The organism is Actinoalloteichus sp. GBA129-24, assembly GCF_001941645.1.
GTDB lineage: Bacteria > Actinomycetota > Actinomycetes > Mycobacteriales > Pseudonocardiaceae > Actinoalloteichus_A > Actinoalloteichus_A fjordicus.
Genome location: NZ_CP016077.1, coordinates 3,374,157 through 3,388,790 on the forward strand (window position 1 = coordinate 3,374,157; position 14,634 = coordinate 3,388,790).

Sequence of the window (14,634 nt, forward strand, 5' to 3'; positions counted from 1 at the left end):
CCGGTGGGGTCGTGACCCCCGGTGGGCGGTGACCCCCGGTGGGGCGGCGACGCGGCCGGAACAGCCTGCCGCGCCGCCGTCGACGGCGGGTGTGCCGGTGCTGCGATGGGCGGTCAGCCCGCGTTGCCTGCCTTGAGTGCTGCGGCGACCTTGACCACGCGGCGGGCCTGGACGGCGGCGGCGGTGCGAGTGGTGTCGTCCACCGGGTTGGCGCCCTGGGCGTCGACGTGGCTGGTGCCGTAGGGGTTGCCGTCCACGAACTTGGAACCGTCGGTGTAGCCGGGGCTCACGATGATGCCGCCGAAGTGGTGGACGGTGTGGTACAGCGCGAGCAGCGTCGACTCCTGACCGCCGTGGGCGGTGGCGCTGGAGGTGAAGCCGCTGTAGATCTTGTCGGCGAGCAGGCCCTGCTGCCACTGGCCGCCGAGGGAGTCGATGAACTGCTTGAGCTGGGCGGCGATGTTCCCGTACCGCGTGGGGGAGCCGAAGATCACGGCGTCGGCCCACAGGATGTCGTCGGGGGTCGCCACGGCGATGTCGGCGGTGGCCTCGATGTTGGCCCGCCAGGCCGGGTTGGAGTCGATGGCGCTGTCGGGGGCGAGTTCGGCGACCCTGCGCAGCCGGACCTCGGCGCCTGCCTTCTCGGCCTCGGCGATGAGGGTCTTCGCGATCTCGGCGATGGTGCCGGTCGAGGAGTAGTAGATGACGGTCAGCTTGACGGGGGTGCTCATAGGTGTCGTTCTCCCGGGGTGATGTGATCTGCGGAAGATGCTACCTGGATAACATCTTCCATGGAAGATATCTCCTGGGAAGAGTTTTCCGCGTTAGACTGTGGTCGTGCACACAGGAGACGAGGAAGACTCGGTGAGCCCGGGCGCCGTGCCGGCGCCGCAGCCGGGGGACGATGAGCTGGTGACCTGGTGGGGCCTGGTCATCGAGGGCTATCACGCGACCCAGGACAGACTGATGGGAGAGATCACCGCCCGATTCGGTCTGGCCCCCGCCTCCTTCGACATCCTCATCCGCCTCATCCGCTCACCGCGGACCCGGCTCCCGATGACTCGGCTCGCCAGGGAGGCGGCGCTCACCAGCGGTGGCTTCACCAAGGTCGCCGACCGCCTCGTCGCCGCCGACCTGATCCGGCGGGAGCCCTGCTCGACCGATCGGCGGATCACCTATGCCGTGCTCACCGAACACGGCCGTGACGTGGCCGAGCGTGCGCGGGCCGCGTGCGCGCAGATCCTGCGACAGCGGGTGCTGGAGCCGCTGGGCCCTGCGGCCTCGGAGTCGTTGGCCCAGGCGATGCGCACACTGCGGTCGGCCAACGGCGACGGCGTGGAGGGGCCTGCTCCGGCCGCCGGATCGGGTCGCAGCTGACGTCGAACCGGGTTCGGTCTGCCGTCGCACAGTCTGTTCGGCGGGCCTTGCCGGGCATGCCCCTCGCCTCGTTCGGACCCGTGTCCCTCCCGGGCCACCGGTCCGTCCTCGTCGGCACCAGGTGTCGTGGCCCGGACGGGAGGTGACCTGATCTCCGCTGTTCGGCCGCCCGTTTCGGAGTGCCTGCCGGCGGTGTGCGCTGCGCCGAACGGGCGATTATCGTGCCGAATCCGGTGAGGATCTTGCCTGATTCCCTCCGATGAGGAGAATTTCCCACTGTCAGTGGCGCTCGCCGGCAGGGGAGGCCAACCGGACGTGACCTCGGGAGGCCCGGTGCACGTGTCCAGATCCCGATTCCGTGCCAGGTCGGCGGTGGCGCTGGCGACTGCGGTCGGCCTGCTCTGCTCCGCGCTCACGGTGTCCTCGGCCTCGGCGGGAACCGCGAGGGTCGACGGCAGCACCGGGCCGTCGGCAGACGGTGAACCTCGGCAGGCGGAGCAGCTGCGGGGCGCCTGGGTGTCCAGTGTGTCCAACATCGACTGGCCGAGCGGCGCGGGCCTCAGCCCGGCGGCACAGCAACAGGAGTACGTCGACCTCCTTGACGAGCTGGTGGACCTGCGCCTCAACGCCGTCTTCGTCCAGATCCGTCCCACGGCCGACGCCTTCTGGCCCTCCCCACACGAACCGTGGTCGCAGTGGCTGACCGGCACGCAGGGCGTGGACCCCGGCTACGATCCGCTCGCGTTCCTCGTCGAGGAGGCCCACGCGCGGGGTCTGGAGTTCCATGCCTGGTTCAATCCCTATCGGGTCAGCACCCAGAGCGATCCGGGCAGGCTGGCCCCGGATCATCCGGCGCGGGTGAACCCGGACTGGATCTTTCGGTACGGCACCCAGCTCTACTACGACCCGGGGAATCCCGAGGTCCGCGCGTTCGTCCAGACGGCGATGATGGACGCGGTCGAGAACTATGACATCGACGGCGTGCACTTCGACGACTACTTCTATCCGTACCCGGTGAGCGGGCAGACGATTCCCGACCAGGACACCTTCGCCGAGTTCGGCGGCGACTTCACCTCGATCGCCGACTGGCGGCGCGACAACATCAACCTGCTGGTGCGGGAGATGGGCGAGCGGGTCGAGGCCGTCAAACCCGATGTCGACTTCGGCGTCAGCCCGTTCGGGATCTGGCGCAACAGGTCCAGCGACGCGAGCGGTTCCGACACCAACGGGCTGGAGTCCTACAGCGCGATCTTCGCCGACACCCGTCGGTGGATCGAGGAGGGCTGGGTCGACTACGTCACTCCGCAGGTCTACTGGGAGATCGGCCACTCCGCCGCCGACTACGCCGTCCTCGTCCCATGGTGGGCCGACGCGGTCGCGGGCACCGGCGTGCAGCTCTACATCGGACAGGCTGCCTACAAGGTCGGCAGCAACTCGGCATGGAACACCGCCGAGCTCAGCGAGCACCTGACACTCAATCAGGCACACCCCGAGGTCGGCGGCGACGTCTACTTCAGCGTGTCCTCCCTGCGCACGAATGCCGCAGCGGCCATCGCACGAGTGGTCCAGGACCACTACGGCGAGGCCGCCGACCCGCCCGCCTAGCGCCGAGCGCGAATGATCGGGAGCGTGAACTCACTGCCGAGGGGCCGGTCGGCAGGGCCGGCTGTCGAGAAGGCCGACGCCCTGCACTGACGACGGGCCCTCGGCGTCCGATCGGCGCCGCCGGTGGCGGGGCGTTCGATGCGCTCAGGAGTAGACGACGTCGGCAGGGGCGACGATCCGGACGCCTGCCGCTGCCAACTCCTGCTCGATCTCGGTGGAGACCGCTCGCGCCGGGATCTTCTCGTCCGGGTCGTCGTAGGTCGCGTGCGCGCCCTTGACGAGCACCACGTGATGTCCTCGGTGCACGGCGGCCAGCGAGGTCGCTCGGACGCAGTAGTCGCTCTGCATGCCCGCGACGATCAGGGTGGTCGGCTCGGGAAGGAGTTCGGCCAGCCCGGTGCCCTCGAAGGCGTCGGCCTGCCGCTTGTCGACGACCTCCTCGCCCGGCCGGGGCGAGTGCACGAGCTCCCAGCCCGGGGTGCCGGGCAGGTCCGGGTCGTCGTCGGTCCCGTTGTTGCGGACGTGGATGACCCTGGCGCCCTCGGCGCGACCTCGGACGAGCAGATTCTCGATGACCGGGGCGACGAGCGCCGCCTCCGGCACCGGCTCGGGCGCTTCGAGCATGTTGCGTTGAACATCGATGAGCAGCAGCACGGCAGACATTGCTGCACGGTATCCGGCGGCTCGGACAGGACACGCCACGCGGGGTCCGCGGGCCGTCGACGATCGGGCCGCCGCAGCGGACGATGCAGCCGGTCGAGACGCGCACACCCTGGTCGCCTGTCGGTCCCGGCAGTGCGGACACGAAGACCTCGGCAATCTATTGAAAATTATTCTCAATAGTGCCATGATCGAGCTATGTGTCGTTCAGTGGTCGAGGGCGCGCGGAGCGTGATCCCTCATCGTCGTGGCCGGCCTCGATGACCGGCTCGTACGTCACTCGAAGCGACGGTGCGCGTGGTGAATCGCGAATGAGGAGTGTCGATGCACGGGAAGCCGCAGTCCGGCAGCACCACGTCGCCCGAGGTGTCGCCGGGTGATCACGAGTGGCTCGCCCGACTGCCCGCCACGCTGTCGCGGGCCGAGATCCTCGAGGTCAACAAGGCGAAGAGCGATGTGCACACCTGGCGACGCCACGAGTACAACGGCTGGGCCTTCGACGTCCCGCCGGGCGTGTTCCTGCCGGGCGGGACGAGCAGGGTGCTGCACGACCGGCTGCTCGACGGCACCATCGCCCTGGCAGACCGCTCGTATGCCGCGATGGGCGCAGGCCTCGGCGTCGAGGCGGTGATCGCGGGGATGCGGGGCGCTCGCGAGGTCGTCGTCCTCGACGTACACGCCGACAGCGTGCGCGTGGCCGCCGAGCACTACGCCCGGCTGGCGGCCCCCGAGTCCGCCTCGGAGTTCGAGGCTCTCACCTCGGATCTGTTCGACGCGGTCGCGCCGGGCACGCGGTTCGACGTCGTGACCTTCAATCCTCCCGCGGTGAGTCTGCGCACCAGCGAGGTGCCCGACGTGGTGCGCAACGTGTGCGTGGGTCGGACCATCGTGGATCGGTTCGTGGACCAGCTCGTCGACCGTGATCTGCTGGCCGTCGGCGGCTCGGCGTTTCTGCTCCTGTCCAACACCGCCGACCTGCGGGGCGCGATCGACTATGCGTTGCGGCGCGGACTTCTTGTGGAGACGGTGCACGTGCAGACCTGGGGCGACGCGGTGCTGACCTACCTGTTCCGCTTGAGCGGAGTCCGGCCGTAGCCGAGCCGGGGACGGCGACGGCCCGGTTCCTCGCCGGGCATCCTGTCCGCTTCCGCGCCCGCGTCGTCGCGAGGCGGACCGGGCGAGATGCCTGCCGAGCCGGGGACCGTTCTCGGCGGCGCGCCGGTTGGGCGTGGACGAGGTCGGCGGCGCGGGATCGTGGCCGAAGGTGATGGCGATCAGGTCGATTGTGCGGGGGCGCGGATGTATGACCATGTCACGGATGCCGTCAAACGGCCCGCGATGATCTCGGTGGACTCGGACCTGGTCTGCGTCCGATTCGAGACGATGAAGATGTACTCGGCATTGGGCGCGGTGCGTGCGCTGCTGGACTCGGGCCGGGTGCGACCCGGCGACACGCTGATCGACTCGTCCAGCGGCATCTACGCTTATGCGCTGGCCTTGGCGTGTCATCGCCACGGGATGCGGTGTCACATCGTCGGGTCGACGACGGTGGACCGGGTGTTGCAGGTCCAACTGGAGATCCTGGGAGCCACGGTGGAACTGGTCCGGCCGTCCACCAGCCTGCGGCTGGATCAGAATCTCCGGGTTCGCCGCATCGCTGAGCTGTTACGGGAGAATCCGTCGTATCACTGGATGCGGCAGTATCACGACTCCATTCACTATTCGGGATATGCCGAGGTAGCGCGTCAAATCGGCGAGGAGCTGCCCGACGGGCCGTTGAGCATCGTCGGCGCGGTGGGCACCGGGGCGTCGACCGGGGCGATCGCCTCGTGGCTGCGGGCCTCGGGGCGCGACGTGCAGCTGGTGGGGGTGCAGCCTTTCGGCAGCGTGACCTTCGGCAGCGAGCATCTCGCCGACGCGGAGATCCTCATCGCCGGAATCGGCAGTTCGATCGAGTTCCAGAATGTGCGACACGAGCTGTACGACCGCATTCACTGGCTGTCCTTCGACTATGCGATGTCGGGGGCCGTCGGCCTGTTGCGGTCCAACGCGGTGTTCGCCGGGCTCTCGGCGGGAGCGGCCTACCTGGCCGCGCGATGGGAGCACCGGCTCGACGGTGTTCGTAGACAGGTCTTCATTGCGGCGGACACCGGCCACCGCTATGTGGAGACGGCGTTCAGCAGACATGCCGAGGCGCACGAGGTGGACAAGCTGGAGCCCCTGGAGGTCGAGTCCGTGCGGGAGCTGGCCCGGCCCTGGTCGGCGATGAACTGGGCGGGCAGGCCTGCCCCGCAGCCCGCCGGGGCCGGGCGGGGTGTCCGGTGACGGGCCGGACCCCTTCCCGGGGCGGACGTTCCCGGGGCGGACATGAGGAAGGTACGGCGGTGGCGTCGAACAGGCGGTCGGCAGAGAGCGGAACCATGGCGGCGGGAGCGACGACGCTGGCGGAGCTGGCCGAGTCGGTGCTGGCAGGTGAGCTGGGCCCGCCACCGTCGGAGTTGACGGCCACCAGCGCGTTCTGGCTTCGGCACACGACGCGGCTGGCAGGCTCGGCGGCGACGTATCTCAATCACTACGTGCTGCTGCGGGTCGGCGGCGCCTTCGGGGCCAGCTCCTTCGAGACGGGAGAGGTGGCCGCCGACTTCTGCGAGGGCGTGGCGGGCCGGGTGCTGGCGGAGTTGATCGCCGACGAGCGGCCTGCGGTCCGGGTGGCGGCGTTGGACGCCTACCTGGGCGAGGTGCGGCCGCATCGGACGGCGGCCGCCGCCCAGGCCACCACACTGCCCGCCGGGACGCCGGAGCAGCGGGCGGCGGCGCGAGACGCGGCCGTGGCAGGACTGCTCGACATCGAGCCGGGGGCACGGGTGGCCCTGATCGGCGTGGTGAACCCGCTGGTCGCCGCGATCCGGGAGCGGGGCGGGGTGCCGCTGCCCTGCGATTTCAACCTGCGGGCCACCGCATGGGGCGATCCGGTCGCCGAGTCGATGGCGACCGTGCTCGCCGAGGCGGACGCGGTGGTGGCCACGGGGATGACGTTGAGCAACGGCACCTTCGACCCGCTGCTGTCGACCTGCCGGGAGCGCGGACTGCCGCTGGTCGTGTACGCACAGACCGGCAGCGCGGTGGTCCGGGAGTTCCTCGGCGCCGGGGTCACGGCCTTGTCGGCGGAGCCGTTCCCGTTCTCGCAGTTCAGTGCGGAGACCACGACGGTGTACCGCTATCGGGCGTGAGTAGCGTCCGGCTACGGCCTTCCCGGCACGAATCATCGCCGTCAGCGTGGTGCCGGGGCGATCTACGTGAGTCATCGAGCTCGAATCGGCGGCTCGAACACCGGCTGGCGGGTGCGCTGTCGACGGCTGCTGCCTTGGGGACGAGCGGAGGCATGAGGCCGTGCCGAGCCGGTCGGGGCGGGCTCGGCACGGAGTGGGGCCGATGCGGAGGGTCGCCTCACGGCGAGTTTCCGAACGCGGCTCCGGCCGGACCGGTATTCCGCGACGGCGTGGTATTGAGCCCGGGGGACACAACCGCACCGACCACTCCCTTCAACCAGCCGGGAGGCGGGGATATTCCGCTGGCACGGCACTCTGCTCGCCAGGCGGAGGAGCAGGCCTCCGGGCGGCTGGGAGCGTGCCGCCGCGCCGGAGTCGGGCCGGGCGGCTGCCGGCATCCCGACGCCGTCGAGCATCGGCCCGCCTGCCCGCCTGCCCGCCTGCCCGCCGCCTGGCGAGGCTGACAGGCCTGACGTTCGCGTCGAAAACTCGGTCCGTGGAGGATCATGTCCCGATCCGGGCCGTCCCGGACGCTGGGGCTCCTGGCGGTCCCGAGTCGTTATGACGGACGTTATCCTTAACGGCCGTCGCGGGTGAGCGAGTACAGGTACGGAACCCGCCGCCGTCGGCCTGTCGAGTCCGCAGCTGTGATGTCGGATTCCCGCCGGCTGGGGCGGGCGTGGTCCGGGCATGCTGGCCGGGTGCGGGTGGACGTCGAGCGGGTGTGCGAGGGCAGTGCACGCCTGGTCCGCTCCGTCTCGCACCGCGACCGGCCACGAGCAGCGTCGACGGCGCGTCGGTCGTCCGGTCGCTCCCGATGGGCTCGCGGCCTCGGGAGCCGTCGTGCGGATCGCGGCGCAGGAGTGCGGGCTGCCCGCCGGCCTACTCGGGCTGGTGCCTGCGGCAGGCGGTGTGAGTGCTGCGGTGGGTCGGGGAGCACCCGATCAAGGCCGTGCCGGGTGCGGAGCAGGTCTCTCCGGGTGCGACGGTGGTGACGGACTGATGATCACGTGAGTGACGAGAGAGGCAGACGATGGGGAAGGTCGGTGTCGCCGTGCGGCGGACGCATACGGTGATGGAGAGCCCGTTGGGACCGATGACATTGGTGGCGGCGGACGGCCTGTTGTGCGGCGTGTACATGGTCGAGCATCGTCACCGGCCCGCGCTGGAGACCTTCGGTCCGGCGGACGCCACGAGCTTCACCGAGTGCGTCGCGCAGCTGACCGAGTACTTCGAGGGGCGGCGCACCGAGTTCGACCTGCCGACGGCCGCGCAGGGCACGCCGTTTCAACAGCAGGTCTGGTCGGCGTTGCGGGAGATTCCCTATGGGGAGACGGTGACCTACGGGTGGATCGCCGAGCGCCTGGGCAGGCCCACGGCATCGCGGGCGGTGGGCGCGGCCAACGGCCGCAATCCGATCTCGATCATCGTGCCGTGCCATCGGGTGATCGGTGCGGGCGGCGCACTGACGGGGTACGGAGGCGGGCTGCATCGTAAGGAGCGTCTGCTGGAGCTGGAACGGGTGCATCGGGCGGTGCCCTCGGTGAACTGACGGCGGTGCAGGCCGGGGCCGGCCGCTCGGCAGGTTTCGTCAATCGGCGGTCCCGATGATCGCGGCGACGCCGGGTCGGCGGTCGGGCTGAGGTGCGCGGGCGACAGGGGCGGTCCCGGTCGTGCCGTGCGAGCCGGCCCGTGGCAGGGCGTTCCGTTGCGACGCGGTGCCCAGCCTGCGTTCGACCCGCCCCGGACGGACTCCGCCGCCGTGCCTGCCCGTACCGGTGGCCGGTGTGTGCGGCGAGCCGATCCCGCGCCGCCGCCGCGTCGACGATACGAGGCTGATCTCGCGCGGCGCACGACGATCCGAGCCGGAGTCGGGATGCGATGCACGATCCCGTCGACCCGGGTGCCGTCGGCTGCCCAGACCGCCGCTCGGCGGCGGCCGTCTGGGCACCCGCCCCGGTGGCGGCCCGGACGCGGCGGCGTGGTGCGGCCCCGCCCGTGTGGTCCGTGTGATGACCTGTCGGTCGAAAAGTCCTGCGCATCGGCGTGCTGTGGTCATCATTCACGATGAGAGGAGCCATGGTGGCAGCGAAGGTGAACCGGCGTGCTGTGCTGGGATTGGGACTGGGCACGATGGCGGTCGCGGGGGCGGCCCTGGCGACGTCGGGGACGGCCGTCGCACAGCAGGCCAGGCCTCGGCAGGCAGTGACGACGGCCTCGGCGGCGTGCGACGTGATCGCGGAGGTCTATCGCGCCGAGACCGCCGCGGCGGGCGGGACCTGGAGTTCGCTGGTCTCGGTCGTCGACGCGGCGGGGACGGCGGTGCCCTCCGTGCAGGAGTCGATCGACGAGGTCGTGGAGGCCTACAGCGTCAACAAGATCGCCGTGGCCGTGGCGGTGCTGGACAAGATCGACCGAGGCCTGATCACCTTGGATCAGCAGGTGGAGGTCTCGGCGGAGATCATCGCCAACGACGGTGACGGCGTCTTCTACCTCGACCGGGCCTACCCGAGCCAGGTGACCGTGGGGCATGTCCTCGCGTTGCTGCTGACGGTCTCGGACAACACGGCGGTCCGCCTGAGCGGACTGGTGTGTCCGGCGGCCGAGCTGAACGAGATCCTCGTCGCCAAGGGCTACCCGCAGACGCAGGTCTCGCCGGTCGCCAATCCGAATCGCTTCTTCCTGGGCAGAACGACTCCGCGTGAGACCCACGACATGCTGAACGCCTTGGTCGCAGGCACACTGCTGTCGGCCGAATCCACCGAGTTCCTGCTGAACTGCCTGCGCGCCCCGGTGGCGTTCACCGACGGCATCCGCCGCGAGATGTCGTCCGACGAGCGACTGCGGGTGGCGACGAAGGCAGGCTGGTTCAACGACGGTCGCAACGAGGCCGGAGTGATCTTCGACCTCGACGGCGCCCCGGTGTTGACCTTCGCGCTGTTCGCGCGCGGGGTGCGTGACGAGGGCAACTTCGGTGCCACCCACCCGGCGGTGCAGGCTCGTTCGGTGATGGGCCGGGTGTTCCTGGACTCGGTCACCCCGTTGACCAGCCCGCTCGAGAATCGGGAGATCCCGGACTACCGGCCGCGCAACGGCGGCTGAGCCACCCGACCGCAGCAGAGCACCCGAGGTGTCCGAGGCCGGGGGAGCGGACTCAGCGACGCTCCGCCTGCCCGGCGGGAACCTCGGTCGAGCGGCCCAGATAGGTGCCGCGCGCCGCACCGGGCACGGTGATCTCCTCGAAGCCCAACCGGTCGTAGAACGCACGGGCCGCCACGTTCTCCGGGACCATGCCCAGGTGCACCCGTGGCACCCCCCGCGCGTTCAACGCGGCGAGCAGCGTCCACATCAGGGCCCGGCCGTACCCGGAGCGCTGCACCTGCGGCAGCAGGTCGATGTGCAGGTGCGCCGGATGATCGGCGAGCACGGGGTGAACCATCCGTCCCGGGGCGTGCAGCAGCGCCCGCATCTCCTCGTCGGGCGTGTGCGGGAGGTCGCCGGGCGGCGGATGCCGGTCGGCGACCATCGGCAGCCACACCTCGGCGAACTCCGCGGCGAAGGACACCGTGTCGGCCGCCCCGATCACATAGCCGACCGCCCGCTCGCCGTCGTCGAGGACGAACGCCAACTCCGGTTGTAAATGCAGGTAGGGACCGGCGAAGATGTCGGCCATCAGGTCGGGATGGACCTCGGCGGCGTCCGCGCGCGGAAACACGGTGCGGCGACAGACGTCGTAGACGGCGTCGCGATCGGCTGGTCGGTAGGGGCGGATCACCGGCTGAGGCATGGTGACGGCGGGCTCCTCTCACGGCGGTCGACGCGCCGAGCCCCGACCTGCCTGCGTGGCAGCCTCGAGGGGAATCGGCCTTCGACGTCGTCGCATCGACTCTACGATCATGATCGTGCCGTCGTCGAGCGCGCGACGGTCGTCGGAGGCCGTGCCTGCGGTGTTCGACCTCGCCGCACCGCCGGTCCGACGCACCGGCGTACAAGGAGTGACGTGGCGGACGAGGGCCCGGAGTCCGGCGAGCCGCGTCGCGGCGGGTGGTTCGAGCCGCCGCGACGCGCACCAGAACCGGAGAGTGGCGCGCGAGACGCCTCGTGGCGGCGGGCCGAACCCGACCCGAGCCGATGACGTGCTGCGGGCGGCGAGGTCCGGCAGTACGGCCGCCTCACCGCCCGAAGGCGTGCAGCAGTCGCGCGTTGCGCAGGGCCAGCACGCCCCGCCAGGCCAGTTCCGAAGCCGGGCCGGGCGGCTGCCAGGACAGCGGCCAGCCCCCGTCGGGCTGCTGGGTCTGCTGGATCGCATCGAGGTGTGCTTCGACGGCATCCGCCGGGAACAGTCCCCGACGCGGGTGGTCCGGGCCGGGAGCGAAGTCCAGCGGTCCCAGCCCGTAGCCCGATCCGGGGTAGAGGTGGAACGACGTCCACGTGGCAGCCCGCGCGGCGATCTCGGCGGCCACCTCGCGGGCCCGATCCTGCTCGGCCGCGTGATCGAGGAAACAGAACACGGTCAGGGCGGTGTGGGCGTCGAGGGACTCGGCCGTGCGCAGCGTCTCGATGTGGCGGGCACAGAACTGTTCGGCCGCCGTCGTCCAGTCCGACGTGATCTCCAGGGCACGCAGTCGGGACACGATGCTCGCCGTGGGATTGAGTCCGGCGGGGAACTTGCCGTCACCCCAGTGCTCGGCGCGCGGATACGCGGCGATCGTGGGCAGCACGATCGGCAGGCCGCCGTCGTCCTGCGCCTGGGCCGCCAGGTACGCGGGCAGACCGGCGGCGAAGGCATGGGCGTGGTCGCGGACCGAGGCGTGCTGTCCCGACGGGGACTGCAACACCTGTTCCACGACCTCCAAGGCGAAGTCGACGGCCAACGGCTGTGAGTCCGGTGCCAGGACGTCGGCCTCCAACCCGTGGCCCAGCCCGCCGTCGGCGTTGCGGTGGCCTTCCAACGCGTGCAGCACGGCATGCGCGTGTTCTGGATCGGGCGCGGCGAACCAGGCCTGGGCGAGACGACGTTCCAGCAGCCGGGCGTGGCCGTCGAGGAAGCCGAGGGCGCTGCGTGTCGGGGCGCGGAACTCGGTGATCTGAGTGGGCATTCCGGGATTCTGCCGCCCGAACCCCGGCGGCGTCGTGAACAGAACGGTCACCTCCGACGCAGGAACACCGCCGCGGTGCGGCCGGTGAGCTCCCGACAGTCGCGAGACAGGTGCGACTGGTCGGCATAACCGGCCCTGCTCGCGACCTCGGCCAGCGGCGTCCCGTGCTCGGCCGCCGCGATCGCGCGACGCAGCCTGCTGATCCGCAGGTAGGTGGCGGGACCGTAGCCGACGGCGGCGCGGAACCGGCGACGGAGCTGTCGCTCGCTCAGCGCCACGTCGGCGATCACGGCGGACACCCGCGTCGCGCCCGCGTCGATCCTGGCGAGCACTTCGGTCAGCTCCGGATCGGGCCTGGCCAGCGGACGGCCCGCGATCACCTCGGCCAGGGCAGCCGGATCGGCCCGCAGTCGGTCGGCGAGGCGTGCCCCCGTCGGGCCCCACAACTCGCTCAGCTCGACGCGGGAGTCCCGCAGTGCGTCGGCAGGCACGCCCAACGCCCGCGCGGCCTGACCTGGCCGGAACCGCAGACCGGTGATCACCGTGTCCGGCGGCACCGTGGACTGCCAGGCGCGGGTGTCCGGGCCCGCGACGAAGACCCGCTCGGCGGCCACGATCACATCCAGGCATCCGTCGGGGACGATCAGCCGGGTCGTGGACTCCCGCGCGCGCCATAGGCAGCGGACCAGGCCGCGCAGCGGCTCCGACGGTGGTCGTTCCCGATACACGGCCGCCGATCCTGCCCGAGAGCACCGACACGTCGCGGTGCCCGGACTGATCCGATGCAGACAGCCCCGTGGCAGCAGGCTTCGGCCGACTCCGGTGGAGTGCGCGCGGACCGACGATCGGACGCGGGAGCGGCCACCGCACCGGGGGAGAGAGCCAGCGCTGCCTGTCGGGTCTGGCGGCGACGGGCGCGGCAGGCGGGTGTGGTGGTCTGCTGGTGTGGCCGGGCCGTCGCCCGCGGGAGACGTGTCGGTCGGCGCACCGAGATCATCGGCCGATCTCGTCGAGCGTGGCCCCAGCGTGGTGCCTGCTCGACGTTGTTGACTGACGGGATGGACACTCCGGGCAGGCCGGTTACCGACACCACGCCCCCGCGTTCCACCGGCCCCGACCGCACCGACGATGACAGCACCGGCTCGCCGCGAACTCCGACCCGACCCGAGACGGCGGGCGCCCTCACCGGGGCTCGCGGTCGACCGCAGCGGGCCGACGACGAACCGGACCGACGCTCGTCGCAGATCCGTACAGCCCGTCCCGGCGAGGGTGATGCCCGCCGGATCGTCGGTGCCGCACTGCCGCTGTCGTTGTCGTTGATCGTCACGGCGATGGCGGCGCTGGTCAACACCGCCGTCCTGGGGCGCCACGACACGGCGGCACTGGCCGCGTTCACGATCGCCATGGCGGTGTATCTGCCCGCCACAGCCGCCGTGAGCGGCGCGACCCGAGGAGTGATGCCCTTCGTCGCGGCGAGCGGCACCGATCAGAGCGGTCTCCGGACGGTGATCCGGGACGGCCTGGTGTCGGCGTTGCTCGTAGGGCTGCTCGGCGCCGTCGCCACCGCCGCCGTCGGCCTGGTGGCGCAGGCGGGCGGCGTGTCCGCCGCGACGATCGCGCGGCTCGGGGCGCTGCCGATGATCCTGGCGGCGGCCGTGCTGGTGACCGCCGTCGGCTCGTCGGCCTCGGCCGCCCTCGTCGGGTTGGGCAGGCCACGCCCCGTCCTGCACGGCGGACTCGTCGGCGCACTGCTCACGGTGACGCTGTCCCCTGCCCTGGTGTTCGGGCTCGCCGGAATGCCCAGCCTCGGCGCCGCCGGGGCAGGCACGGCCGTGCTGATCGCGGTGACGGGCAATGCCCTGGTGACGATGGTCGGGTTGCGCCGCGTCGTGACCGCAACGGGGAGCAGGGCGACCCGGGGCGGAACCACCGTGCGGGGAGTGACGGCGTTGCTGCGGGTCGGGATACCGCTCTCGGCCACGGTCCTGATCAAATTCGCGTCGCTGGGGGTCCTGGCCTTCGCCGCCGCCCGCATCGGCACCGCTGCCTCTGCTGCGCACGGGATCGCGGTGTCGCTGGTGAACCTGACCTTCACCACGGCGGTGGCCGTCGGCCAGGCGATGGTGCCCTTGATCGCCAGGGACGTCGCCTCGGGCGGGGCACGGAGTCGTCCGATCGCGTGGGCGGGAGTCCGGATCGGCGTCCTTGCCCTGTCCGTCGTGGCGTTGACGCTGGCGGCGTGCCGCGACCTGCTGATTCCGTTGTTCAGCGCCGACGCGGTGGTCACGGCGACGGTCTCGGGTCTGCTCCCGTGGATCCTGCTGGTGGTGGTGGCCGACGGCATGCAGGCGATGCTGGGATTCGCGTTGATCGGACTTCGCCGCACCGTGCCGAGCATGATCGTGCTGGCGGCCGGGCACGGGCTGCTCGTGCTGCTGTGTCTCCCGATCGCGGCGTCGGCGGGTCTGGCCGGGCTGTGGGCGGCGCTCCTGGTGACGAACCTCCTGCTGGGGGTCGGCCAGGTCGTGGCGTTCCGACGGGTCACGGCGAAGGCCGCCCCGCCCGGCGCGACGATCACGTGATCCGGACGACGACCGATGTGAGGCGGTGGCGGCGGCCGGTTC

General features: G+C 71.1%; 13 protein-coding genes. 8 read left to right on the forward strand and 5 right to left on the reverse strand.

Annotation, left to right across the window (positions count from 1 at the left end):
• Nucleotides 1-113 precede the first annotated feature (113 nt).
• A complete protein-coding gene (wrbA, locus tag UA75_RS15160) occupies nt 114-731 on the reverse strand; it encodes an NAD(P)H:quinone oxidoreductase (RefSeq protein ID WP_075740803.1) in 618 nt (205 codons plus the stop codon).
• A 106-nt stretch (nt 732-837) separates the two neighbouring features.
• Between wrbA and UA75_RS15165 the strand changes: the two genes are divergently transcribed.
• Both UA75_RS15165 and UA75_RS15170 read left to right on the forward strand, forming a co-directional pair.
• Nucleotides 838-1,377 carry a MarR family winged helix-turn-helix transcriptional regulator gene (locus tag UA75_RS15165; protein ID WP_404799976.1) on the forward strand — a complete coding sequence of 180 codons (540 nt, stop codon included), beginning with the start codon at nt 838-840 and terminating at the stop codon, nt 1,375-1,377.
• Nucleotides 1,378-1,710: 333 nt separating this feature from the next.
• On the forward strand, nt 1,711-2,982 hold the full coding sequence (locus UA75_RS15170; protein WP_075743836.1) for a glycoside hydrolase family 10 protein: 1,272 nt from the start codon (nt 1,711-1,713) through the stop codon (nt 2,980-2,982).
• Between the two features lie 144 nt (nt 2,983-3,126).
• Here UA75_RS15170 and UA75_RS15175 read toward each other — a convergent pair whose 3' ends face one another.
• A complete protein-coding gene (locus UA75_RS15175; protein WP_075740804.1) occupies nt 3,127-3,645 on the reverse strand; it encodes an isochorismatase family protein in 519 nt (172 codons plus the stop codon).
• A 321-nt stretch (nt 3,646-3,966) separates the two neighbouring features.
• On the opposite strand from UA75_RS15175, the gene UA75_RS15180 reads away from it, so the two are divergent.
• The 5 genes from UA75_RS15180 (at nt 3,967) to UA75_RS15200 (ending at nt 10,013) form a co-directional block, all read left to right on the forward strand.
• Nucleotides 3,967-4,737 carry a methyltransferase gene (locus UA75_RS15180; protein ID WP_157434198.1) on the forward strand — a complete coding sequence of 257 codons (771 nt, stop codon included), beginning with the start codon at nt 3,967-3,969 and terminating at the stop codon, nt 4,735-4,737.
• 204 nt (nt 4,738-4,941) lie between these two features.
• Complete coding sequence (locus UA75_RS15185) at nt 4,942-5,967, forward strand: pyridoxal-phosphate dependent enzyme (protein WP_075740805.1); 1,026 nt, start codon at nt 4,942-4,944, stop codon at nt 5,965-5,967.
• A gap of 59 nt (nt 5,968-6,026) precedes the next feature.
• Nucleotides 6,027-6,872 (forward strand): Rossmann-like domain-containing protein, encoded by an 846-nt coding sequence (locus UA75_RS15190; protein ID WP_232237765.1) that lies wholly within the window; start codon nt 6,027-6,029, stop codon nt 6,870-6,872.
• A gap of 1,072 nt (nt 6,873-7,944) precedes the next feature.
• Nucleotides 7,945-8,463 (forward strand): methylated-DNA--[protein]-cysteine S-methyltransferase, encoded by a 519-nt coding sequence (locus UA75_RS15195; protein ID WP_075740807.1) that lies wholly within the window; start codon nt 7,945-7,947, stop codon nt 8,461-8,463.
• 527 nt (nt 8,464-8,990) lie between these two features.
• On the forward strand, nt 8,991-10,013 hold the full coding sequence (locus UA75_RS15200) for a serine hydrolase (protein ID WP_075740808.1): 1,023 nt from the start codon (nt 8,991-8,993) through the stop codon (nt 10,011-10,013).
• A 52-nt stretch (nt 10,014-10,065) separates the two neighbouring features.
• On the opposite strand, the gene UA75_RS15205 is transcribed toward UA75_RS15200, so the two are convergent.
• From UA75_RS15205 to UA75_RS15215, 3 genes are all read right to left on the reverse strand, one after another.
• The gene (locus tag UA75_RS15205; RefSeq protein WP_075740809.1) at nt 10,066-10,698 is read right to left on the reverse strand and encodes a GNAT family N-acetyltransferase; all 633 of its coding nucleotides are present in this window, start codon (nt 10,696-10,698) and stop codon (nt 10,066-10,068) included.
• Between the two features lie 385 nt (nt 10,699-11,083).
• Entirely contained in the window at nt 11,084-12,010 is a 927-nt protein-coding gene (locus UA75_RS15210; RefSeq protein ID WP_075740810.1) for a hypothetical protein, read from the reverse strand.
• A 47-nt stretch (nt 12,011-12,057) separates the two neighbouring features.
• Entirely contained in the window at nt 12,058-12,738 is a 681-nt protein-coding gene (locus tag UA75_RS15215; protein WP_075740811.1) for a helix-turn-helix domain-containing protein, read from the reverse strand.
• A gap of 330 nt (nt 12,739-13,068) precedes the next feature.
• On the opposite strand from UA75_RS15215, the gene UA75_RS15220 reads away from it, so the two are divergent.
• Nucleotides 13,069-14,592, forward strand: coding sequence for an MATE family efflux transporter (locus tag UA75_RS15220; protein WP_198043031.1), 1,524 nt, complete (start codon nt 13,069-13,071; stop codon nt 14,590-14,592).
• The last annotated feature ends 42 nt before the right edge of the window (nt 14,593-14,634 follow it).